This window comes from Blastococcus sp. SYSU D00669, from assembly GCF_054050715.1.
In genome coordinates, this window is the sequence record NZ_JBJGZV010000030.1 from 1 (window position 1) to 22,112 (window position 22,112).

The following is a 22,112-nucleotide window of genomic DNA, read 5'->3' on the forward strand; positions in this document are numbered from 1 at the left end:
CCGAAGCGGGTTGGGAGGGTTGTTGGGGCCGGAGGCGCGGATGTTCGCGGTGGGCTCCGGCATGGCGTACCTCGCGTTCGGGCACGCGCGCCCCGACGACCCCGGACGGGGGGCCGCGTTAGTCGCGGCCACCGGCAGCTTCGCCGCGATCAGCACCCTGCTCGGCACCCCGCTCGCCGGCGCCTTCCTGCTGCTCGAGGCCACCGGCGTCGGCGGGCTGCTGGCCACGGCCGTGCTGCTGCCCGGGCTGCTCGGCGCCGGGATCGGCGCGCTGATCTTCACCGGCCTCGACGAGCTGACCGCCTACGGCACCTTCTCCCTCGCCATCCCCGACCTGCCGGCGGCGGGCGCGCCGACCGTCGCCGAGTTCGGCTGGGCCGTCGTCATCGGGCTGGCGGGGGCGGTGCTCTGCGTGGCGCTGCGGTGGGCGGCGCTGCGGTTGCGCGACGGCGTCGGGCGGCGCCCGGTGCCGTCGACGGTCGTCCTGGGTCTGGCGATGGCCGGGCTGGCCATCCTCTACGCGAGCGCCACCGGCCACGAGGCCGCCGACGTCCTCTTCTCCGGGCAGGCGGCGCTGCCGGGCGTGGTCACCGACTCCGCCTCGTACTCGGTCGGGGCGCTGCTGCTGCTCCTGGTGTGCAAGGGGCTGGCCTACGTGGCCGCGCTGGGCGGCTTCCGCGGCGGCCCGACCTTCCCCGCCATGTTCCTCGGCGCCGTGGGCGGCGTCGCGCTCTCGCACCTGCCCGGGCTCTCGCTCGTGGCCGGGGTCGCGATGGGCCTGGGCGTGGTGACCGCGGGCATGCTGCGGCTGCCGATGACCGCCGTCCTGCTCACCGCGCTGTTCCTCGGCTCGGCCGGGTTCCCCGTCCTGCCGCTGGTGATCGTCGCCGTCGTCGTCTGCTACGTCACCGTGCTCCGGTACGTCACCGTGCTCCGGCTGGGCCCGTGAGATCTCGCCTCGGGTCGTGTCTGAGCTCCACGGCGCCGCCGTCCTCGGCACGACTCGACCCGTTCGTGCCTACCGTGTGCCCACGAGCCTGCGGTGGGCAGGCTCGATGGACTGCGCCTACCGGGGAAGCGCAGACGACAGCGGCCGCCCGGTCACGAGAACCGGACGGCCGCTGGAGCTGGAGCGCCGGCCCGACGTCGCCCCACGGCGAGTGGCCGCACGCAGCGGCGGCGCGTGGAGCCCCGGGGCAGCCCGGAACCGGCGGTGGGCGAGCCGCAACGGGGACGGATCGACCACCTCGGCCGAGGCCGGACAGCCCCGGCGACGCCGTCGCGCGGCCGCCCGCTCAGCTCTGGACGGCTGCGGCCATCACCTCGTCGAAGTCGTCGAGCTCGGACCCGGCGTCCCGGTCCCCGTTCGCCCTGTGCGCCGGCGACGTGCCGTTGCCACTCCCCGGGCGCAGGGCGAGCGGCCGCTCGCCCGGTGGTAGCGCGGCCGGATCGGCCTTGCCCCACTCGCTCTCGACGTCGCACAGCAGCGCCTCGAGATACGCCCGCAACTGCACCCGGCACGCCGTGGCGAACGTCTTCAGGTAGGCCACCTGCTCCTCGAGCTCCTCGGCGCTGCGGCGGGTGTCGGAGCCCGACGTGTCCCCGTCCCGACCCGCGGTGATCTTGGCGGCTGCCTCCTGGGCGGCCTGGATGATCGCGCCGGCGTTCTCCCGCGCCAGCCGCACCTGCTCCTCGTAGCGCACGCGGGCCTCGATGGTCATGTTCCGACTCAGGCCCTCGGCCTCGGCGACGTAGTTGTCCGCCGTCTGCTGAGCGACGGAGAGGATCCGCACCGCCTGTTCGCTGGGGGACACGGGCGTGGCCACGCCGTCGAGCTGCTGCCTCAGGGCGTTGACCTCGTCGCGCAGCTCGGCCTTCTCCGCGATGAGGCGGCCCACCTCGGCGGCCACCCGCCGCAGGAACCCGTCCACACTCGCCTCGTTGTAGCCGGGGCGGAGCACGGAGCCGCGCTCGAGGATCACGGTGTTGATGTCGTTGGGGGAGAGCCGCCGGCCGCTGTGCCCGGCAACCTGGGGATCGCTCATGCCGCCACCTTCTCGTCGTCGTCATCGATGCTGGGCCCCGGTCGGCTAGGGGCGAAGACCTCGGTACGGATGCGGTCGGGACGCAGACCGTGCCCGACGAGCCGGGACACGGTGTCCTCGACCATGGCGGGTCCGCCGGCGATGTAGGCCTCCCGGCTCAGCCACGGCCCCTGCCGCAGGACGACGTCGGCGATGTCGCCCTGCTCCAGGTCCGACTCCTTGTCCTCGGAGACCGCGAGCGTGACCGTCAGCCAGGCGTGCCGCTGGGCCAGTCGGGCGAGATCGGCCCGGTCGTAGAGGTCGCCCTCGGTCCGCGCCCCGACGAACAGGTCCACCCGTCGGGCGGGCCCCCGGCAGGCGATCTGGTCGATGATGGCCTTCAGCGGGGCCAGGCCGGTGCCGCCGGCGACGAGCAGCAAGTCGCGATCGGACTCGGCGCCCAGGGTGAGGTTGCCGACGGGCGGGCCGAGGCGCAGCACGTCCCCCACGCCGACGCCGTGCACGAGCGCGGAGCTGACCGGGCCGCCGGCCCGCGCCTTGACGTGGATCTCCAGCTGGCCGTCCGGGCGGGGCGCGCCGGCCGGCGAGAAGTAGCGCCACAGCCGCGGCCGCAGGTCGGACTCCACGGAGATCGACTGCCCTGGCAGGTAGCTGAACGGCGTCCGCGGCTGCAGCCGCACCACCGCCACGTCCACCGTGCGGCGCTCGTGCTCGACGACGTCCGCCTCCCACCAGGGCGGCTCGGACGCGGCCGCGTCGGCCGCCTCGGTCATCACCTTCGCGACCAGCTCGTAGGCCGCCGTCCAGTCCGCCGCGAGTTCGGCGTTCCACCCGTCGTCGAACCGCTCCAGGGTGGCCAGCAGGCTGGCTCCCACGGCCGGGTAGTGGTCGGCGACCGTGCCGAACTTGCGGTGGTCACGGCCGAGTTGCTGCAGGAGCGGCACCAGAGCATCGAGGTCGTCGACCCGGGCGACCACCTCGCCCAGCGCCGCGAAGAGCCGGTCGCGCTGGTGGGCCATCGAGACGGGGAAGAGCTTCCTCACCTCCGGGTGGCACAAGAATAGGTGAGAGTAGAAGTACAGCGGCACCTCGTCGCCGGCCGCTGCGGCCTTGGCGAAACTGGCGCGCATCGCGGGGATGTTCACGTGCCCTCCTCCCTGGGCGGGGTCCAACGCACGGCTCGGGTGGGACAGAGGCGGATTAATCCGTTAGCCGCGCGGTGGGGCAAGGTCCCGGGCCGCCGGATCCGGCCTGTCCACCATGTGCAGTAGTCCCGCTGGACCGGGCGGCGCGCCCGGCGCGCCCGGGGCGCCGCTGCCCCTGCGGTACGCCCCGCATCAGCGCGGACGGGTCGCATCCGCCCCGCCGTACCGGCGCTGACCGGCGCATCAGCGCGTTGCGGTGGACCGGGCGTCGCGTGACCGGCCCGTCTCCCGACCCGCTCGCCACAGCTCACGGCGGACGGCAACGCCCGGCCGGGCGCGCCACGCCGACGTGCCGCCCCGACGCCGCCTGCGCTCGGGCCGGTGCGCTCGGTTGCACGGCGAAGGGCCCGCGGGGCCGGCGGCTCGGCCCCTTGCAGGGAGGTCGCTCCGCACGGTGCTCTGACCTCCCGGTTCGCCGGTCCGATGTGCGCTCGGGCGCCGGTCGTAGGGAACTACTGCACATGCATGAGCCGGTTCGCGATGCCGGGGATCCGTGGGAGGAAAGGCCACGTCATGGCCTGGACGAGGGCTCGCGCAGGATCCCATGCGGTGGGTAGCGCCTCGGCCGTGGACCGTCGGCCGGGCCGATCCCACCGACGATGTCCATCTGCGCCGATCCCATCGGCGCGCCGCGCTCCCAGCGCTTCCGGAACTCCCGTCGCCGACGCGCGCCCGGCCCGCCGCAGCGCCCGGGACACCCCCGACCCGCTCGGCGCCGGCACCACCGCGCGGCGGGCCAGCTCCACCACGATCCGCCGCGGCCCCCAGGCCGGGTGCTGCCGGCGCTGCCGAGCACCACCGGGCCGGCCACTCGCGCACCGTCTGCCGGGCCACACCCCGGTGCTGGGCCACCGCGGTCCCCTCGTGCCCCTCGGCGATCACCGCCGCACGGCCAGATGCCGGTCCGCCACGCCCAGCTCCCGCACCGCGCGAGCGTCAGGATCAGCCGACACAGCTGTCAACCACCAACCGAGACACTGTCGCGCCTCACCCGATGCCCGCAGGCCGAGCACCAGGCGGACAACACATCGAGCGGGTGGGGCGGGTGGGGCTCGAACCCACGACCGGCGGATTATGAGTCCGCAGCTCTGACCGGCTGAGCTACCGCCCCGCGAGCACTGACGACGATGCCACAGCGGGCCCGCGTTCAGTCGCGCCGCCCCCGGCGCCGCCACCAGGCCCGCGCACCCCAGGTCACGGCGGCGAGCAGCGCCACCCCGGTGATCCAGCCGGCCGCCTCCGCCCGCTGCGGCCCGAGCGGGCTGAAGACCGCCGATCCGATCGCGTAGCCGACCACCACGACCGAAAATGCGGGCACGGCCAGGACGAGGAGGAACACAGTTCGCTCTTCGGCCCCGCCCCGGCCGCCGGATGCACCCCGTCCCGCACCATGGACCGGTGCGGGCGGCGGCGGAGCGGACCTGGGTCCGCGCGGGCGCCCTGCTGCTCGTCCTCGTCGCCGGCGGGGTGGCGGCCCTCGTCGTCGACCTGCCGTCGCTGGAGGTGGTGCGGGCGCGGCTCGACGCCGCCGGCAGCCTCGGCCTCGTCGTCCTGTCGCTGGCGCTCGGCGTCGCGCTGCTGGCGCCCGTGCCACGCACCGCCATCTCGGTGCTCATCGGTGTCGTCGCCGGGTTCTGGCCCGGCCTCGCCGTGGCGCTGGGTGGCGCGATGATCGGGGGCCTGGGCGCCTTCGCGCTGAGCCGGTGGCTGGGCCGCGACGCCGCCACCCGGCTCGCCGGCCGGTGGGTGGCGCGCGTCGACCGGCTGGTGGGGGAGCGGGGCTTCGTCCCCGTGCTCACCGCCCGGCTCATCCCCGTCGTGCCGTTCACGCCGCTGAGCTACGCGGCCGGTCTCACCATGATCCGCCCGGTGCCCTACGCGGCCGCGACGGCGCTCGGGGTCGTCCCGGGCACGGTCGTGCAGGTGGGCATCGGGGCCGCGGCGCCGCTGATGGTCGAGCAGGGCACCGTGTTCACCGTCGTCCCGGCGGTCGTCGCCGTCCTCGTCGCGGCCGGGCTGGTGTGGCGACGACGCCGCCGCCGGACCGCGCCCGACGAGGGCTAGCCGCGGCCGAACAGCCGGCCGAGCACCCCGCCGGCGCCGCCCATCGTCCGGGCCGCGAGCTGGAGGATCGGTCCGCCCGGGATCCCCGGCACGGCCTGAACGATCGGCGCCAGCCGCAGCAGCCCCGGGACGTCGTGCACCTTGAGCCGGCGGCGCGCCACGGCCGGGACCGGGTTGGCCCGCCCGGACGCCGCCTCCAGCAGCAGGTCGGCCGCGGCCTCGACCGCGGCGCCGTCGACCCGGCCGGCGGGCACGCGGGTGACCGTCCAGCCGTCCCGGTCGGCCGCGAACCGCCAGCCGCCGTCCGGGGTGGCCAGCGTCGCCCCGCCGGTGATGCCGCACGACGCGGCCAGCGCGCCGGTCACGTCGGCGAGCGCCGCGAGCCCGGCCTGCAGCACGTCCTCCGGCACGGGGGGAGCGCCGGCGTCGGCCAGGTCCAGGCCATGCACCGCCAGCTCGTAGGCCTGACCGAGGACGACGGAGAGCAGCGGGAGCCGCCCGACCACGGAGACCGTCGGTGCCGTGTCGAGCTCGACCGGCTCCTCGGTCAGGTAGCGCTCGGTGGCGTCGCGGTTGCGGCGCAGCCCGGCCAGGACCTCCGCGCGGGAGGCGGCGCGGTGGGCGGCGGTGACGCGGGCGTTCACCGCGTCGACGTCCGGTTGCTCCCCGGTGCCGCCGGACCGCGCGGACGCGATCAGGTCGGCCATGGCCGTGTTCTCCGGCCACAGGCCCAGGTGGACGCAGACCTCGTGCGCCCGCCAGCCCGGCAGCCGGCTCCGGCGGTCCAGGTCGACCTCCGCTGCCTGGGCCAGGAAGGCGTCCCACGCGGGCAGCACCAGCGCTGCCACCTGCTCGCGCCCGCTCCCGGCCATGCCCTGCCGGCGCGCGGCGTGCTCTGCAGCCATGGGTGCGGGCTACCCGCCGCCCGCGGGTGGCAGGCCTGTGAGCCTCGGCACGGCGCCGGCGTGCGGCGCCACCCCCCGACGGGTGAGACCGGTCAAGGACGGCGGCGCCCCTCCCGATCCTCCGCACGTGGCAGGACCGACAGGGGTACCGCAGGCGGGACCGGGGCGCAGCCGCGCCGTCCCGCGGCTGCTCGCCGCCCTGCGGACCGCGCTCTACCGGCGGCTGGCCGAGGACGACGACCGCGCCGCCTACTGGGTGCGTCATGTCAGGACCGGCATCGTGCTCAGCGAGGCCGGCGGCTGGGCGGTCATCGGCTACTGCCTGCTGACCGACTCCCCCGCGCGCGACTCCCTGGTCGTGTTCGGCATGGCGACCGCCGTCGTCGTCCTCACGCCCTGCCTGCTCCTGCTGCCGCTGGCCGCGATGATGCGCGACGCCCGCGGCCCGTTGCTCTTCTACTCCTGGAGCGTCGGTGTCACCGCCATGGTCGGCGTGGGCACGCGGATCGACGGCGGTGGCGCCAGCCCGCTGTTCGCCCTGCTGTTCCTGACCCTCGCCTACATGGCGTTCACCTACACCCCGGGCGGGGTGGTGCTGGTCGGGACCGCCATGGCCGCCAGCTACGTGCTGATCGCCCTGCCGGACATCACCCTCGCGGTGCTCTTCATCGCGGTGGTCATGGGTGCGTTCACCCTGGTGTGCGCCATGGCGTCGGCGAACTACTGGCGCGCCCACGACCGCCAGGTGGAGCTCATCCGCACCCAGCAGGCACTGGCCTCCACCGACCCGCTGACCGGGCTGTGCAACCGGCGCGCCTTCCTCCGCCGGCTCGAGCTGGCGCTGGACGAGACGTCGACGACGGTCATCTGCCTCGTGGACCTCGACGGCTTCAAGAGCGTCAACGACCGCGAGGGGCACGGCGCCGGTGACGCGGTGCTGCAGCAGGTGGCGCAGGCGCTGGCCGCGTCGGTCCGGGAGTCCGACACCGTGGCGCGGCTCGGCGGCGACGAGTTCGCCGTCCTGGCCGAGGTGAGCGCGGCGCTGCCGGCCGACTCCCTGGCCGAGCGGCTGCGCGACGCCGTGGCGCTCGCCGGCCGGTCCGTCGGCGTCACCGCCAGCGTGGGCGTCGCCGAGGTCTGCGCCGGGGACGACGTCCTCGACCTGCTGCACCGCGCCGATGCCGCGATGTACCGCGCCAAGACCGCCGGCGGCGACCGGGTCACCGTCCCCAGCGCCTGACCGCTTGCCGCCGGCCGCGCACCGGGTCAGCCTGGGGCCGTGGCGCGCAGCGGGAAGTCCCTCGGCACCGTCGTCCGGTGGGACGACGACGCCGGCCGTGGCTGGATCGACGTCCCCGACCTGCCGGGCGAGCAGTGCTGGGTGCCGGCGTCGGTCGTGCACCGCAGCACCGGGCGCGACGTCCTCCGGGCCGGGCAGGTGGTCGAGGTCGAGTGGGAGGAGACCCCGGACGACGGGATCCGTGCCGTCCGGGTGACGCCCCGGGAGGACCTGCTGATCCCCGGCGGCTGACTCAGCTCGGGCGCAGCTCGCCGGTCTCGACCATGCGCTCGGCCACGTCGCGGACCTTGGTGTTGCTCTCCATCGACACCCGGACGAGGGCCTGGAACGCCTGGTCCGCGGTGAGCTTGTAGCGCTCCATGAGGATGCCCTTGGCCTGGTCGATGACCGCCCGCGAGTCCAGCGCGACCCGCAGGTGCTCCACCCGCTCGACGGCGGTGGAGTAGAGGTACATGTTCGACACCGGGACGACGGCGTAGGAGGCGAAGCGCTCGGCCAGCGCCCGCGCGGCGTCGTCCGAGGGCGCGATCCCGCGCAGGTAGACGTTCAGGCCGCCGCCCACGTGCTCCTGCACCGGGAGGGGCACGGAGAGCACGCTGCGGCACCCCTGCTCGGCCGCGCGGGCGGCGAACTCCGGCCACCGGCCGTCGGCGCCGGTGTCGGGGCAGGCCGCCGGGCGGCCGGTGGACGCGGCCTCCAGGCACGGGCCGGCGCCGAGGGCGTACTGCACCTGGTCGAGGTCGAGGGCCAGGTCGTGGCTGGAGGCCACGGTGCGCGGCCGCTCCTGCGTGAGGATGGTCACCGAGGTGGCCGGGTCGGCGGGCAGCACCCGGGCGGCGACGTCGGCGACCTGCTGGACGAGCGACTGCAGCGAGTGGTCGGCGAAGGACAGGCGGCCGAGCTCTTCGAACGCGCGCTGGACGGCATCCGGGTTCGGGTCGGGGCGGGTCACGATCGTTCCTCGGGCGGGCAGGGGCGGACTCCCCACGACCTTGAAGGGAGCCCGGCGAGCGGGGATGTCCCCGCACCGCACGCCGGCTGTTGGACGCGCTGCGGACTGGACGTCACTCTAGCGGCCGGTACCGATCCGGTTCGGGCGGGTGGGGCGTCGACGCGTCGGCCCGTCGTCGGCGTGTCACCGGGGGGCAGGGGGCGCCGTCCGTTACGCTGCGTGAGCGCCGGGCGGCGTGGCTCGACACGCCGTCGAGACGCGTCGGCGGGTGGCTTGACACCGTTGCGTCGAGCGTCCACGGAACCAGATGGCTTGCTGGACGACGGGCCACCGGCCGTGGTATGGCCGCTGACCAGCGCTAAAGCGCATACCACGTCACCTTGCGTCACTTTCGCCGCTTCCGCCTCATCCGCACTGGCGCGACAGGGTCACCATCGTGCAGACTGTCTGCGGGAGCCCTGCTCCGTCATTGCCGAATACAGCGCGTCACCGAATCGATGGGTCCGTAGGGGAAGACGAGACCGATCGAGTCGATGGAGGTGCCTCGTGCAGCGACGGTCTACCCAGGGTGTCGTCTTCGTGCACGCGTGCCCGAAGGCGCTGTGCCAGCACGTCGAGTGGGCGCTCGAACGCGTCGTCGGCGCGCCGGTCTCCCTGTCGTGGGCCGAGCAGCCCGCGGCGCACGGGTCGTACCGTGCCGAGGTCGCCTGGACGGGCGCGCCCGGGACCGGTGCGAAGCTCGTCGCTGCCCTGCGCGCGTGGCCCATGCTGCGGTTCGAGGTGACCGAGGAAGCCAGCCACGGCAACGACGGCGAGCGCATGTCCTACGTGCCCGGTCACGGTGTGTACCGCGCGCCCACGAGTGCCAACGGCGACCTCGTGGTGACCGAGCAGCAGCTGCGCCACCTGGCCGCGACCGCCACCTCCATCGAGGCGTTCCGGCACGGGGTCGACGAGCTCCTCGGCGCCGCCTGGGACGCCGATCTGGAGGTCTACCGGCACGCCGGCGACGGCAGCCCGATCACCTGGCTGCACCAGGTCGTCTGAGGAGAACCTGCAGGTCACGATCCGACTACGACACACCCGCGGGGGGCGGGCAGCCGTCGTAAGGTGAGAACCCGGTCGTCCGGACGCCGTCGGGGAAGCGGCGTCCGGGCGACCGTTCCACGTCCGCGGCCGCCCACCCTCGCGGTGTGGTCGCCACCCTCGCCGCCTGCCGCGCGGGCCGCGACCACCCCGTGCGGGTCCACCGTGGCCGCCGCTGCTTGACCGTGCCGCCGTCCGTGAGGCCGGGGCATGACGCGGCTCAGGAGGCGACCGCCCGGCTCCACCCGGCGACCGACGTGGCCCGGCCCGCCGCAGTCATGCCCTCGGCACGTCCTCCCTCACGGCAACAGGTCCTCCCTCACGCTGCGACGCGAGGGAGGACCTGTCCGGATCAGGTGAGCTGATCGTGGCCGGGGCTACAGCGGGATGTTGCCGTGGGCGCCGCGGCCGGCGGGAGCCGACGCCAGTGCCTGCACCAGCCGGCGCTTGGTGTGCGACGGCTCCACCACCTCGTCGACGACGCCGATCTCGCGGGCCTTGTTCACCCCCCCGGCGATCCGCTCGTGCTCGGCGGCCAGCTGCTCGTGCAGCGCGTCGCGCTCCCCGGGCGGGGCGGCCGCCAGCTTCTTGCGGTGCAGGATGCCGACCGCGGCCTTGGCGCCCATGACGGCGACCTCCGCGCCCGGCCACGCGAACACCGCCGTCGCGCCCAGCGAGCGGGAGTTCATGGCGATGTAGGCGCCGCCGTAGGACTTGCGCGTCACCAGCGTCACCCGGGGGACGACGGCCTCGGCGAAGGCGTGCAGCAGCTTGGCGCCGCGCCGCACCACGCCGTCCCACTCCTGCCCGACGCCGGGCAGGTAGCCGGGGACGTCGACCAGCACCACGAGCGGGACGCCGAACGCGTCGCACATCCGCACGAACCGGGCCGCCTTCTCGGCCGATGCCGAGTCCAGGCAGCCGCCCAGCCGCAGCGGGTTGTTGGCGATGACGCCCACCGTCCGCCCGGCGATCCGGCCCAGCGTGGTCACGATGTTCGGCGCGAACCGCGGGTGCAGCTCCAGCCCGGGGGAGTCGAGGACGGCGGCGACCAGCGGCTTGACGTCGTAGGCCCGCTGCGGCTGCTCGGGCAGCAGCGCCCGCAGGTCGACGTCCGGCTCGTCCTCGGCCGGCGCGAAGGTGCCCTGGTCGGCCAGCAGCGACACCGCCTGGCGCGCGGTCTCCAGCGCGTCGGGCTCGGACTCGGTGACCACGTGGACGACGCCGGAGCGCCGGCCGTGGGTGTCGGGCCCGCCGAGCTGCTCCTGGTCGACCACCTCGCCGGTGACCGAGCGGACGACGTCCGGGCCGGTGACGAACACCCGCCCGGCCGGCCCCATGATCACCAGGTCGGTGAGCGCCGGGCCGTAGGCGGCGCCGCCGGCCGCGGGGCCGAGCACCACCGAGATCTGCGGGATCCGGCCCGACGCCCGCACCATCGCCTCGAAGACCTCGCCGACGGCGTGCAGCGCGACGACGCCCTCGGCCAGGCGGGCGCCGCCGGAGTGCCAGATGCCGACGACGGGCACGCGCTCGCGCAGCGCGGCGTCGATGGCGTCGACGATGTGCCGGCAGCCGTCGACGCCCATGGCGCCGCCCATGACGGTGGCGTCGGTGCAGAAGGCGACGGTCGGCGTCCCGGCCACGGTGCCGCGGCCGGCGACGACGCCGGAGGTGTCGCGGCCGACCAGCAGCTGCAGCGAGCCCTCGTCGAAGAACCGGCGCAGCCGGTCCTCGGGGTCGCGGGGATCGGGTGCGGTGGGCGGGGTCGGGGGAGCTGCCTGCAGGGTGGTCATGCGACCTCCACGGAACCGGGCTCGGGACGGGACTGCCGGGCGCTCACGCCGTCGTGAAGACCAGGGCGATGTTGTGGCCGCCGAAGCCGAAGGAGTCGTTCACGGCGGCGGTGAGCTGCGCCTTGCGCGGCTCGTGGCGCACGATGTCGAGGGCCTGGACGGCGGCGTCGTCGTCCGGGTCGTCGAGGTTGGCGGTGGCGGGCACGACCTGGTCGCGCAGCGCCAGGATGGTGAACACCGACTCGAGCGCGCCGGCGGCGCCGAGCAGGTGGCCGGTCTGGCTCTTGGTCGCCGTCACCAGCACGTGGTCGCCGATGGACGAGCGGATGGCGGCCGCCTCGGCGGTGTCGCCGACCGGCGTGGAGGTGGCGTGCGCGTTGACGTGCCCGATGTCGGCGGGGGAGAGCCCGGCGTCGCGCAGCGCCGCGCCGATCGCCCGCCCGGCGCCCTCGCCCTCGGGGTGCGGGGCGACCAGGTCGTAGCCGTCGGCGGTGGCCCCGGCGCCGGCCAGCCGGGCGTGCACGGTCGCGCCGCGCCCGCGGGCGGAGTCGGCCCGCTCGAGCACCAGCGCCGCGGCGCCCTCGCCCAGCACGAACCCGTCGCGGGCCTTGTCGAACGGCCGCGAGGCGCGGTGGGGCTCGTCGTTGCGGGTGCTCATCGCGCGCATCGCGGCGAAGCCGGCCATCGGCAGCGGGTGGATGCACGCCTCGGCGCCGCCGACCAGGACGACGTCGGCGCGGTCGAAGCGCAGCAGGTCCAGGCCCCAGCGGATCGCCTCGGCGCCGGAGGCGCAGGCGCTGACCGGCGCGTGCACGCCGCCCTTGGCGCCGATGGCGAGGCCCACCGCGGCGGCCGGGCCGTTGGGCATGAGCATCGGGATGGTGAAGGGGGAGACCCGCTTGGGGCCCTTCGCCTCCAGGACGTCGTCCTGGCCGAGCAGGGTCAGCGCGCCGCCGATGCCGGTGCCGAAGACGACGGCGATCCGCTCCGGCGCGACGTCGAGCTCGGCGGCGCCCGATTCGGCCCACGCCTGCTCGGCGGCGACCACCGCGGCCTGCTGGCTGCGGTCGAGCCGCCGGGCGCGGACCCGGTCGAGCTGCTCGGACGGGTCGGTCGCCATGCGGGCCACCAGCTGGGCCGGGTAGTCCTCGGCCCAGTCGTCGGTGATCCGCTCGACCCCCGACCGCCCGGCCAGCAGCGCCTCCCACGTGCTGGCCACGTCACCGCCGAGCGGCGTGGTGGCGCCGAGGCCGGTGACGACGACGTCACTGGTTGACGTGCTCATCGCTATGTCCTCTCAGATGGCCGGGCGATCGGGATGAGGCCTCAGCCTTGGTTCTTCTCGATGTAGCTGATGGCGTCGCCGACGGTCTTGATGTTGCCGAGCTCGTCGTCGGGGATCGCCACGCCGAACTTGTCCTCGACGGCGGTCGCGATCTCGACCATGGACAGGGAGTCCACGTCGAGGTCCTCGGTGAAGGACTTCTCGGGGGTGGCGTCGGCGGGGGTGACGCCGGCCACCTCCTCCAGGATCTCGCCGAGTCCGGCCTGGATCTCCTGGGTGCTGGCCACGCGGGGTCCTCTCTCTCGGATGGTGGCGGCGCGCCGCGGTGGCGCACCACCGTCGTCCGGGACGGGGTGTCCCGGCAGATCGATGGTTCAGGGCAGGCGCAGGACCTGCCCGGCGAAGGTCAGCCCGGCGCCGTAGCCGAGGACCAGGCACAGGTCGCCCGACTTGGCCTCGCCGGACTCCAGCAGCGCGGTCAGCGCCAGCGGGATCGACGCCGCCGAGGTGTTGCCGGACTGCACGATGTCGCGTGCGACGACGGTGCGCTCGGGCAGGCCGAGCTTCCTGGTCATCGACTCGACGATGCGCAGGTTGGCCTGGTGCGGGGCGAAGACGTCGATGTCCTGCGGGCCGACGCCGGCGGACTCCATCGCCTGGAACAGCGTCTCGGTGAGCTTGGTGGTCGCCCAGCGGTAGACGGCCTGGCCGGCCATGGTCATCGTCGACTTCCCGGCCGCGATCTCGATGGCGTTGTGCTGGTCGCCGTCGCTGCCCCACGCGACCGGGCCGATGCCCGGCTCGTCGGCGGCGCCCACCACGGCCGCGCCGGCGCCGTCGGCGAAGATCACCGCGGTGGACCGGTCGTTCGTGTCCGTGACGTCGGTCAGCCGCTCCACGCCGATGACCAGCGCGTTGCGCGCCGACCCGGCGCGGATGGCGTCGTTGACCAGGCCGAGGGCGTAGCAGAAGCCGGCGCACCCGGCGTTGAGGTCGAACGAGCCCGGCCGCGGCACCCCGAGCCGGTAGGCGATCTGCGGGCCGACCCCGGGGATGGGCGCCCGCAGGCTGGCGCTGGCGGCGACGACGAGGTCGATCTCGTCGGGGGCGAGGCCGCTGGCCGCGATCGCCTTGCCGCCGGCGGCGACGGCCATCTCGACGAGCGTCTCGTCCTCGCCGGCCCAGCGCCGCTCGGCGATGCCGACGCGGGTCTGGATCCACTCGTCGTTGGTGTCCATGACCTGGGCCAGCTCGTGGTTGGTCACCCGGCGGCGCGGCCGGTACCCGCCCAGGCCGAGGATCCGCGCGCCGACGGCGCCCTGGCTCTGCTGGATGCGAGCGGTCATGCCGAAACCTCCGGGTAGAGACGGGCCAGCGGGTCGCCTGCGTCGACCAGGTCGCCCTCGTGCACGAGCCACTCGGCCAGTACCCCGTCGTAGCCGGCCGAGACGTGGACCTCCTCGCGGCGGCTGCGGACGACGCCCAGCGGCGTGCCGGCCGGCAGCCGGCTGCCCTCGGCGACGTCGGCCGGGCTGACGGTCCCGCGCACGGGCGCGACGACGACCCGCCAGTCGGGCAGGTGGTCGGGCTCGGGCCGGCCGCGCTCGGCGGCGATCAGCTCGCGGGCGCGGTCGAGGTCGGCCGGGCTGCTGACGGCGAGGATCTCGATGTCGGCGCCCTTCCACTCGCGCTTGGCCAGCCCGGCCAGCGCGCCGGCCGGCGGCAGCTCGATCGCGGCGGTCACGCCCAGGTCGCGCATCGTGGCCAGGCAGGCGTCGAACCGCACCGGGCTGGTGACCTGGCTGACCAGGCGGGTGAGCGCCTCGGCGCCGCTCTCGACCGCCGCGCCGTCGGCGTTGGACAGCAGCAGCCTGCTCGGGTCGGCCGGCCGGAGCCCGTCGACCAGGCCCTCGAGCTCCTCGCGGGCCGAGCCCATGTAGGAGGTGTGGAAGGCGCCGGCCACGGACAGCGGCATGACCCGCGCCTTGGCCGGCGGTTCGGCCTTGAGGGCGGCCAGCCCGTCGAGCGGCCCGGCGACGACGACCTGGCCGCCGCCGTTGTAGTTGGCGGCCTGCAGCCCGTGCCGCTCCAGCGCCGCCGCCAGCTCCTCGGGGTCGCCGCCCAGGACGGCGGACATGCCGGTCGGCGTCTGCGCGCACGCGGCGGCCATCGCCCGGCCGCGGACGGCGGTCAGCGCGATCGCCGCCTCGACCGACAGCACGCCGGCCAGCGCCGCGGCGGTGAGCTCGCCGACGCTGTGCCCGGCGATGACGACGTCGCGCCCGGCGTGCGGGCTGTGCACGACCGGACCGGGCAGGCCGCCGAGCTCGCGGGCGATGAACAGGCTCATCGCGACCACCAGCGGCTGGGTGACCGCGGTGTCCTTGATCGCCTCGGCGTCACCGGTCGTGCCGAGGGTCAGCAGGTCGGCGTCGGCGATGGCCCCGGCCCAGCGGAAGAACGGCTCCGCGCCGGGGAGGTCGAGCCAATCGGTGAGCATCCCGGGCTTCTGGGCACCCTGTCCGGGGGCGAGGACGGCCAGCACGTCTTTCACCGTGCCAGGGATCACCGGCGTCCGCGCCGGGGAGCGGCACGAAAGCACACCGCTGATCTTTGGAAGGTTCCCACAAAGCACACTCGGCGGACGCGCGGATCCGGCCCGGATCGTGGTAGAGACCACACTGGTGTGACCAGCGGGACGAAAGGCACTCAGTGCCAGAGGGAGCTGTCCCGGCCCAGCTGCGCCAGCGCCAGGGCGACCTGCAGCGTCCAGCTGCCCCGCGGATCGGTCGCCGACACCCCGGTCAGCTCCGCCGCGCGCCGGAGCCGGTAGCGGACGGTGTTGGGGTGCACGAACAGCGCCCGCGCGCTGGCCTCCAGGTTGCCGCCGCCGGCGAGCACCGCCCGCACCGTCTCCAGCACCTCGCCGCCGGCGGTCTGCAGGGGTGCGGCGATCCGCTCGGCGAGCGCGGCGCGGGCCAGCGGGTCGCCGTCCAGGGCCCGCTCGGCGAGCAGCGCGTCGGCGGTGACCGGTCGGGGCGCCCCCGGCCAGGCCGGGGCGGCCCGCAGGCCGGCCAGGGCGGCCGCGGCCGACTCGGCCGCGCGGCCCAGCCCGTCGACCACCGGGCCGACCACCACCGGGCCGGGGCCGAACTCGTCGCTGACCCGCTCGGCCACCGACTCCAGGTCGCCCTGCCCGCCGAGGACGACGACGAGCTGGTCGGCGTGCACCCCGACCAGCACCTCCGCGCGCATCGAGCGGGCGGCCCGGCGCACCGCGGCGTGCGCGTCACCGGCCCCCGGCGCGGCCCCCACCAGGACGACGACCGGGCTCATCGTGGCCCAGCCGAGCGCCGCCGCCCGCCCGGGCAGCTCCTCGGACCGCTCGCCGCGGACCAGCGCATCGACGACGAGCGCCTCGAGGCGGGCGTCCCAGGCACCGCGGTTCTCGGCGAAGCTGGCGTAGACGTGCGCGGTGGCGAAGGCGACCTCGCGGCTGAACGTCAGGACGGCGATCCGCAGCGCCTCGGCGTCACCGGGCTCGGCCACCGAGGCGACGTGGTCGTCCATCACCTCGACGGTCACCTTGATCAGGTCGACGGTCTGCCGCAGCGGGACCGCCCGCACCAGCTCGCGCGGCGCGGCGCCGAACACCTCGCCGGTCAGCCTCGGCGGCCGGCCGGGGTTGCGGCACCACTCGACCAGCGAGGCGATGCCGTTCTGCGCGACCAGCATCACCCACGAGCGCTGGTCGGCCGGCATCGCCCGGAACCACGACAGCTGCTCGTCCATGCGCGCCACGGCCTGCGTGGCGAGGGCACCCGAGGCGCGCTCGAGCCGGCGCAGCGTGGCGTCGCTCGGCGGGCGGTTGCTCACCCGGCCGGTCACAGTGCGGTCCTCCCCGTCGAGTCGTCCCCGGTCAGCGTGTCACGCCGTCCCCCGTCGGGGAGAGTGGACCCGTGGACGTTCCCCCGGACGGTGCCTCGCCGGTCGCCCGGCGCCGTGCGCTGGTCGCGGCCGCCCTCGGCTACCTCGTGGTGGCCGTGCTGGGCGCGGGCGTGCTGGCCGGCTTCGCGCCGCAGGTGGACCTCGACGGCGTGGTGAGCGAGGCCGTCTACGCCGGCGACGACCGCGCGACGGGGCTGGACGGGCTGCTGCAGGTGCTGACCGCGCCCGGGCTCTCGGCCTTCCGGGTCCTCGTGCTGCTCCCGGTCGTCGTCTGGCTGGTCCTGCGGCGGGCCTGGTGGGTCGCCGCCTGGGTGCTCACCGCGACCGTCCTCGTCGGGCCGCTGACCACGCTGCTGAAGGAATTCTTCGGCCGGGTGCGGCCGGACTTCGACGAGGGGGGCGCGCGGCTGGACTCCCTCAGCTTCCCCAGCGGGCACTCCTCGGGGATCGCCACGCTGGTCACCGTGGTGCTCGTGCTCCTCTGGCCGCTGGTCGGCGTGGCCGCGCGGCGGGTGTGCCTGGCGGCGGGGGTCGCCCTGGTCGTCCTGGTGGGGCTGACCCGGCTGTGGCTGGGGGTGCACTTCTTCTCCGACGTCGTCGGCGGCTGGGCCTTCGGGCTGGCCTGGACGCTGACCGTCGCGCTGCTCTTCGGCGCCCTGCCCGGCGGCCGCGCGGCGCTGCCGGTCCGCCGCGACGCGGCGGTGGTCCCGTGAGCCTCGACCAGCACGTGGTCGCCGCGCCGGACGACGGCTCGCTCGGGCCGCTGCTCCGCCTGGCCGACGACCGGCTGGGCGCGGGGGAGGGCTACGGGCGGCACGAGCACCGGGCGGTCGACGTCGTCGCCGTCGTCCTGGCGGGGTCCCTGCGGCACGCGTGGGGGGACGGCGCCGAGGTCGCCACGGGCGACGTCGCCGTGCTGCGGTCCGGCGCCGGGCTGACCCACGACGAGGTGGCCGGCGACGCAGGCGTGCGGGTGCTGCAGGCCTACCTGCGCGCCGCCGACCCGGCGTCGCCGCCGTCGCACGCGGTGCACCGCGCGCCGCGGGGCTGGGTCGACCTCGGGCGGGACGACGCGCGGCTGTGGGTCGGGCCACCCGGCCGGGCGCCCGAGGGGCAGCTCACCGTCGACGGCGGCGGGCTGGCCGTCGTGTGGCGGCTGGCGACCACCCGGCCCGACTGGGCCGCGTTCTGAGGCGGCGGCGAGACTGGGGAGCATGCCGACCAGCGCCGCCGACCTCCTCGCCGCCGCCTACTCCGACGCCGACCGCACCATCGACCTGCGACGCCGGCTGCACCGCCGGCCCGAGATCGGGCTGCACCTGCCGAACACGCAGGCCACCGTGCTGGAGGCGCTGCGCGACCTGCCGATCGAGGTGACCACCGGCCGCTCGACCAGCTCGGTGGTCGGCGTGCTGCGGGGCGCGCGCCCGGGGCCGACCTTCCTGCTGCGCGGCGACATGGACGCGCTGCCGGTGCACGAGGACACCGGCCTGCCGTTCGCCTCGGAGGTCCCAGGGGCGATGCACGCCTGCGGTCACGACACCCACGTCGCCATGCTGCTCGGCGCCGCGCGGCTGCTCGCCGACCGCCGCGACGAGCTGGCCGGGCAGGTCGTGTTCATGGTCCAGCCGGGGGAGGAGGGCTTCCACGGCGCCCGCTACATGCTCGACGAGGGGCTGCTCGACGCCGTCCCCGAGGCGCCGGTGAGCGGGGCGTTCGCGCTGCACATCTCCTCCACGTTCGCCAGCGGCACGATCAACGTGCGGCCGGGGCCGATGATGGCCGCCGCCGACCAGTGGCGGATCACCGTCAAGGGCCGCGGCGGGCACGCCTCGATGCCCTACACCGCCAACGACCCGATCCCGGTCGCCGCCGAGATCGTGCTGGCGCTGCAGACGCTGGTCACCCGCCGTGTCGACGTCTTCGACCCGGCGGTGGTCACCGTGGCGCACCTGGAGGCCGGGTCGACGAGCAACGTCATCCCCGACTCGGCGTTCCTGGAGGGCACGATCCGCACGCTGTCGGCGGAGAACCGGCGGATGATCGTCGCCGCCGTCGAGCGGGTGGCGGCCACCATCGCCGCGGCGCACGAGATGACCGCCGAGTTCGAGCACGTCGAGGGCTACCCGGTGACCGTCAACGACGCCGGCGCCGCCGCGGTCGTGCTCGACACGGCCGCCGCGCTGCTCGGCCCGCAGGCCGCCGCGCCGATGGCCGCCCCGCTCATGGGCGCCGAGGACTTCTCCTACGTCCTCGAGCGGGTGCCGGGGGCGCTGGCCTTCCTCGGCGCCTGCCCGCCCGGGCTGGAGCCGGAGACCGCCCCGGCCAACCACTCCAACCTCGTGGTCTTCGACGAGGAACCGCTGCCCGCGGGCGTCGCCCTCTACGCCCGCATGGCCCTGGACGCGCTCGCCGGCTGACGGTCACGGAGTCCCAGGGCGCGGAGAACGCCGCCCCGGGACTCCGCACCAGCCGTCACGTCGCGGGGCTGGGGTCCGACCGCTCCTCCTGCGGGGCGGCCTGCACCTCGCGGACCTGGTACTTCTCCACCGCCTGCCGGACGACGTCGCGGTCCAGCCAGTTCCAGTCGGCCAGCGAGGCGAGCGTCCGGACGACGATCGACTCGGCGTCGACGTGGAAGTGCCGGCGCAGCGCCGGGCGGGTGTCGGACAGGCCGAACCCGTCGGTGCCCAGCGACCGCATGCCGTGCGGCGCGTACGGCGCGATGAGGTCGGGGACGGCGCGCATCCAGTCCGACACCGCGACGACGGGGCCCTCGGCCTCCTGCAGCCGCTGCGTGACGTACGGGACTCGGGCCTCCTCCTCGGGGTGCAGGAGGTTGTGCTCCTCGGCCTCGACCGCCTCGCGGCGCAGCTCGGTCCACGAGGTCACCGACCACACGTCGGCCGAGACCCCCCAGTCCTGCGCCAGCAGCTCCTGGGCCCGCAGCGCCCACGGCACGGCGACGCCGGAGGCGAGGATCTGCGCCTTCCTGCCGTTCTCGACCTGCGGCCCCTCGGCGTACCTGTACATGCCGGCCAGCAGGCCCCGCACGTCCAGGTCCTCCGGCTCGGCCGGCTGCGAGATCGGCTCGTTGTAGACGGTCAGGTAGTAGAAGACGTCGGGGCTGCGGTGGCCGCCGAGCGGGCCGCCCGGGTCGTTGCCGTACATCCGCAGCAGCGCGTCCTTCGTGATGTGCGCGACCTCGTAGGAGAACGCCGGGTCGTAGCTCACCACCGCGGGGTTGGTGTGCGCGAGCAGCAGCGAGTGCCCGTCCTCGTGCTGCAGCCCCTCGCCGTTGAGCGTCGTCCGCCCGGCGGTGGCGCCGAGCAGGAAGCCGCGGGCCATCTGGTCGCCGGCCGCCCAGAAGGCGTCGCCGGTCCGCTGGAACCCGAACATCGAGTAGAAGATGTAGATCGGGATCATGTGCTCGCCGTGCGTGGCGTAGGAGGTGCCGACGGCGGTGAACGACGCCGCGGAGCCGGCCTCGTTGATGCCCTCGTGCAGGATCTGCCCCTGCTGCGACTCCTTGTAGGCCAGCATCAGCTCGCGGTCGACCGAGGTGTAGCGCTGGCCGGCCGGGTTGTAGATCTTCTGCGTCGGGAACAGCGAGTCCATGCCGAAGGTGCGGGCCTCGTCGGGGATGACGGGCACGAACCGCGGGCCGAGCTCGGGGTCCTTCAGCATCTCCTTGAGCATGCGGACGAACGCCATCGTCGTCGCCACCTCCTGCTTGCCGGAGCCCCGGCGCAGGATGTCGACCGCCTTGTCGTCGGGCGCCTTGAGCGGCTTGGCGTCGGTGCGCCGGCGGGGGAGGGAGCCGCCCAGCTGCCGGCGGCGCTCGAGCATGTACCGCATCTCGTCGCCGTCCGGGTCGGGCTTGTAGTACGGCGGCAGGGTCTTGTCGAGCGCCTCGTCGGGGATGTCGAGGTAGAGCCGGTCGCGGAAGGCGGCGAGGTCCTCGGCGGTCAGCTTCTTCATCTGGTGGGTCGAGTTGCGGCCCTCGAAGTGGCTGCCGAGCGTCCAGCCCTTGATCGTCTTGGCGAGGATGACCGTCGGCTGGCCCTTGTGCTCCGCCGCCGCCTTGTAGGCCGCGTAGAGCTTGCGGTAGTCGTGCCCGCCGCGGGAGAGGTCCCAGATCTCCTTGTCGCTCATGTGCTCGACGAGCTTGCGGGTGCGCGGGTCGCGGCCGAAGAAGTGCTCGCGGACGAACGCGCCGTCCTCGGCCTTGTAGGTCTGGTAGTCGCCGTCGGGCGTCTGGTTCATCAGGTTGACCAGCGCGCCGTCGCGGTCGGCGGCGAGCAGCGGGTCCCACTCCCGACCCCAGATCACCTTGATCACGTTCCAGCCGGCGCCGCGGAAGAACGACTCGAGCTCCTGGATCACCTTGCCGTTGCCGCGGACCGGCCCGTCGAGGCGCTGCAGGTTGCAGTTGACGACGAAGGTGAGGTTGTCCAGCTCCTCGCGCGCGGCCAGGCCGATCGCGCCGAGCGACTCGGGCTCGTCCATCTCGCCGTCGCCCAGGAACGCCCAGACGTGCTGGTCGGAGGTGTCCTTGATGCCGCGGGAGTGCAGGTAGCGGTTGAACCGCGCCTGGTAGATCGCGTTGATCGGGCCGAGGCCCATCGACACGGTGGGGAACTCCCAGAAGTCGGGCATCAGCCGCGGGTGCGGGTAGCTCGACAGGCCGCCGCCGGGGTGGCTGACCTCCTGCCGGAAGCCGTCGAGCTGGTCCTCCGAGAGCCGGCCCTCGAGGAAGGCGCGGGCGTAGATGCCGGGGGAGGCGTGGCCCTGGAAGTAGATCTGGTCGCCGCCGCCGGGGTGGTCCTTGCCGCGGAAGAAGTGGTTGAAGCCGACCTCGTACAGCGACGCCGAGGACGCGTAGGAGGAGATGTGCCCGCCGACGGCGATCCCGGGCCGCTGGGCCCGGTGCACCATGATCGCCGCGTTCCAGCGGATGTAGGCGCGGATGCGCCGCTCGACGTGCTCGTCGCCGGGGAACCAGGGCTCGCGCTCCGGCGGGATCGTGTTGATGTAGTCGGTGCTGCGCAGGGAGGGGACACCGACCTGCTGCTCCCGGCTGCGCTCGAGCATCTTGAGCATCAGGTAGCGGGCGCGGCCGCGTCCGGCGTGGTCGACGACGGCGTCGAGGGACTCGACCCACTCCTGCGTCTCATCAGGGTCGGTGTCGACCAGCTGGCTGGGCAGCCCGTCGGTGATGACCGCGCGGGGGGTTACTGCGTCGCGGGCGGGGTCGCCGTCCGACTGCTGCGGTGCGCTCATGCCCCCATCGTCTCCCGTCAGGGGTTCCGCCGTCACGTGAGGCACCCGGGTCCTGCCGATACGCGGCCGTACCGGCGCGTCCGGCGGCGCGACGGGCGCGGCAGGAGGCTTGCGCCCGGGCTCCCATGGCCTACGCTTCCGCCCAACGCGCCCGACCGGTCGGGCCCGAGGCAGGAGCGAGAGGGGTGACATGACCAGCGTGCGGGCTCTCCTCCCGCCGGTCGTGTCCGCCGTCGCCGCCGG

General features: G+C 74.9%; 20 protein-coding genes, 1 tRNA gene and 1 pseudogene. 8 read left to right on the top strand and 14 right to left on the bottom strand.

What is annotated here, in order from left to right; translation table 11 throughout:
- A partial coding sequence (locus ACI8AF_RS19330; RefSeq protein WP_456541371.1) for a chloride channel protein occupies positions 1–949 on the top strand: 949 nt, incomplete at its 5' end.
- A 346-nt stretch (positions 950–1,295) separates the two neighbouring features.
- Here the strand turns inward: ACI8AF_RS19330 and ACI8AF_RS19335 are convergent.
- The 5 genes and pseudogenes from ACI8AF_RS19335 to ACI8AF_RS19355 form a co-directional block, all read right to left on the bottom strand.
- Entirely contained in the window at positions 1,296–2,045 is a 750-nt protein-coding gene (locus tag ACI8AF_RS19335; RefSeq protein ID WP_456541372.1) for a DivIVA domain-containing protein, read from the bottom strand.
- Entirely contained in the window at positions 2,042–3,190 is a 1,149-nt protein-coding gene (locus ACI8AF_RS19340) for a globin domain-containing protein (RefSeq protein ID WP_456541373.1), read from the bottom strand. Before ACI8AF_RS19340 ends, ACI8AF_RS19335 begins: the two co-directional genes overlap by 4 nt.
- A gap of 631 nt (positions 3,191–3,821) precedes the next feature.
- Positions 3,822–4,035: pseudogene (locus ACI8AF_RS19345) on the bottom strand (IS481 family transposase); the annotation flags it as partial.
- Between the two features lie 252 nt (positions 4,036–4,287).
- A tRNA-Ile gene (locus ACI8AF_RS19350) sits at positions 4,288–4,361 on the bottom strand.
- A gap of 36 nt (positions 4,362–4,397) precedes the next feature.
- On the bottom strand, positions 4,398–4,589 hold the full coding sequence (locus tag ACI8AF_RS19355; RefSeq protein WP_456541374.1) for a hypothetical protein: 192 nt from the start codon (positions 4,587–4,589) through the stop codon (positions 4,398–4,400).
- A 59-nt stretch (positions 4,590–4,648) separates the two neighbouring features.
- Here ACI8AF_RS19355 and ACI8AF_RS19360 point away from each other — a divergent pair, with 59 nt between their 5' ends.
- Positions 4,649–5,314 (top strand): TVP38/TMEM64 family protein, encoded by a 666-nt coding sequence (locus tag ACI8AF_RS19360; RefSeq protein WP_456541375.1) that lies wholly within the window; start codon positions 4,649–4,651, stop codon positions 5,312–5,314.
- Here ACI8AF_RS19360 and ACI8AF_RS19365 read toward each other — a convergent pair.
- Positions 5,311–6,219, bottom strand: coding sequence for a maleylpyruvate isomerase N-terminal domain-containing protein (locus ACI8AF_RS19365; RefSeq protein WP_456541376.1), 909 nt, complete (start codon positions 6,217–6,219; stop codon positions 5,311–5,313). The genes ACI8AF_RS19360 and ACI8AF_RS19365 overlap by 4 nt on opposite strands.
- 127 nt (positions 6,220–6,346) lie before the next feature.
- Between ACI8AF_RS19365 and ACI8AF_RS19370 the strand changes: the two genes are divergently transcribed.
- Positions 6,347–7,459, top strand: a complete 1,113-nt coding sequence (locus ACI8AF_RS19370) for a diguanylate cyclase domain-containing protein (protein ID WP_456541377.1) — start codon at positions 6,347–6,349, stop codon at positions 7,457–7,459.
- A 39-nt stretch (positions 7,460–7,498) separates the two neighbouring features.
- Positions 7,499–7,750: a hypothetical protein gene (locus tag ACI8AF_RS19375; RefSeq protein WP_456541378.1), complete on the top strand. Its 252-nt coding sequence runs from the start codon at positions 7,499–7,501 to the stop codon at positions 7,748–7,750.
- A 1-nt stretch (position 7,751) separates the two neighbouring features.
- Here the strand turns inward: ACI8AF_RS19375 and ACI8AF_RS19380 are convergent, their stop codons facing one another.
- Complete coding sequence (locus ACI8AF_RS19380) at positions 7,752–8,471, bottom strand: ANTAR domain-containing protein (protein WP_456541379.1); 720 nt, start codon at positions 8,469–8,471, stop codon at positions 7,752–7,754.
- 546 nt (positions 8,472–9,017) lie between these two features.
- On the opposite strand from ACI8AF_RS19380, the gene ACI8AF_RS19385 reads away from it, so the two are divergent.
- Complete coding sequence (locus ACI8AF_RS19385; RefSeq protein ID WP_456541380.1) at positions 9,018–9,518, top strand: DUF3145 domain-containing protein; 501 nt, start codon at positions 9,018–9,020, stop codon at positions 9,516–9,518.
- Between the two features lie 416 nt (positions 9,519–9,934).
- Here ACI8AF_RS19385 and ACI8AF_RS19390 read toward each other — a convergent pair whose 3' ends face one another.
- The 6 genes from ACI8AF_RS19390 to ACI8AF_RS19415 all read right to left on the bottom strand — a co-directional run bounded on the left by ACI8AF_RS19390 (position 9,935) and on the right by ACI8AF_RS19415 (position 16,526).
- Positions 9,935–11,353: an acyl-CoA carboxylase subunit beta gene (locus ACI8AF_RS19390; RefSeq protein ID WP_456541381.1), complete on the bottom strand. Its 1,419-nt coding sequence runs from the start codon at positions 11,351–11,353 to the stop codon at positions 9,935–9,937.
- Between the two features lie 43 nt (positions 11,354–11,396).
- Positions 11,397–12,638: a beta-ketoacyl-[acyl-carrier-protein] synthase family protein gene (locus ACI8AF_RS19395; RefSeq protein WP_456541382.1), complete on the bottom strand. Its 1,242-nt coding sequence runs from the start codon at positions 12,636–12,638 to the stop codon at positions 11,397–11,399.
- A gap of 41 nt (positions 12,639–12,679) precedes the next feature.
- Positions 12,680–12,925 carry an acyl carrier protein gene (locus ACI8AF_RS19400; protein WP_456541383.1) on the bottom strand — a complete coding sequence of 82 codons (246 nt, stop codon included), beginning with the start codon at positions 12,923–12,925 and terminating at the stop codon, positions 12,680–12,682.
- An 87-nt stretch (positions 12,926–13,012) separates the two neighbouring features.
- Positions 13,013–13,984 (bottom strand): beta-ketoacyl-ACP synthase III, encoded by a 972-nt coding sequence (locus ACI8AF_RS19405; protein ID WP_456541384.1) that lies wholly within the window; start codon positions 13,982–13,984, stop codon positions 13,013–13,015.
- A complete protein-coding gene (locus tag ACI8AF_RS19410) occupies positions 13,981–15,183 on the bottom strand; it encodes an acyltransferase domain-containing protein (RefSeq protein ID WP_456541385.1) in 1,203 nt (400 codons plus the stop codon). The genes ACI8AF_RS19405 and ACI8AF_RS19410 overlap by 4 nt, the downstream gene beginning before the upstream one ends.
- A gap of 164 nt (positions 15,184–15,347) precedes the next feature.
- The gene (locus ACI8AF_RS19415) at positions 15,348–16,526 is read right to left on the bottom strand and encodes a PucR family transcriptional regulator (protein WP_456541386.1); all 1,179 of its coding nucleotides are present in this window, start codon (positions 16,524–16,526) and stop codon (positions 15,348–15,350) included.
- Between the two features lie 71 nt (positions 16,527–16,597).
- Here ACI8AF_RS19415 and ACI8AF_RS19420 point away from each other — a divergent pair, with 71 nt between their 5' ends.
- From ACI8AF_RS19420 to ACI8AF_RS19430, 3 genes are read left to right on the top strand one after another with little or no spacing between them, the layout of a single operon-like run.
- Positions 16,598–17,299, top strand: coding sequence for a phosphatase PAP2 family protein (locus ACI8AF_RS19420; RefSeq protein ID WP_456541387.1), 702 nt, complete (start codon positions 16,598–16,600; stop codon positions 17,297–17,299).
- Complete coding sequence (locus ACI8AF_RS19425) at positions 17,296–17,778, top strand: pirin family protein (RefSeq protein ID WP_456541388.1); 483 nt, start codon at positions 17,296–17,298, stop codon at positions 17,776–17,778. Before ACI8AF_RS19420 ends, ACI8AF_RS19425 begins: the two co-directional genes overlap by 4 nt.
- Positions 17,779–17,800: 22 nt before the next feature.
- On the top strand, positions 17,801–19,006 hold the full coding sequence (locus ACI8AF_RS19430; RefSeq protein WP_456541389.1) for a M20 metallopeptidase family protein: 1,206 nt from the start codon (positions 17,801–17,803) through the stop codon (positions 19,004–19,006).
- Between the two features lie 55 nt (positions 19,007–19,061).
- Here ACI8AF_RS19430 and aceE read toward each other — a convergent pair whose 3' ends face one another.
- Positions 19,062–21,869, bottom strand: coding sequence for a pyruvate dehydrogenase (acetyl-transferring), homodimeric type (gene aceE / locus ACI8AF_RS19435; protein ID WP_456541390.1), 2,808 nt, complete (start codon positions 21,867–21,869; stop codon positions 19,062–19,064).
- Positions 21,870–22,112: the final 243 nt, after the last annotated feature.

Excerpts from the sequence above, each read along its gene's own strand:
- ACI8AF_RS19390 (WP_456541381.1), bottom strand. The coding sequence starts at position 11,353 with ATGACCACCCTGCAGGCAGCTCCCCCGACCCCGCCCACCGCACCCGAT.
- ACI8AF_RS19405 (WP_456541384.1), bottom strand. The coding sequence starts at position 13,984 with ATGACCGCTCGCATCCAGCAGAGCCAGGGCGCCGTCGGCGCGCGGATC.
- ACI8AF_RS19395 (WP_456541382.1), bottom strand. The coding sequence starts at position 12,638 with ATGAGCACGTCAACCAGTGACGTCGTCGTCACCGGCCTCGGCGCCACC.
- ACI8AF_RS19430 (WP_456541389.1), top strand. The coding sequence starts at position 17,801 with ATGCCGACCAGCGCCGCCGACCTCCTCGCCGCCGCCTACTCCGACGCC.
- ACI8AF_RS19335 (WP_456541372.1), bottom strand. The coding sequence starts at position 2,045 with ATGAGCGATCCCCAGGTTGCCGGGCACAGCGGCCGGCGGCTCTCCCCC.
- aceE (WP_456541390.1), bottom strand. The coding sequence starts at position 21,869 with ATGAGCGCACCGCAGCAGTCGGACGGCGACCCCGCCCGCGACGCAGTA.
- ACI8AF_RS19365 (WP_456541376.1), bottom strand. The coding sequence starts at position 6,219 with ATGGCTGCAGAGCACGCCGCGCGCCGGCAGGGCATGGCCGGGAGCGGG.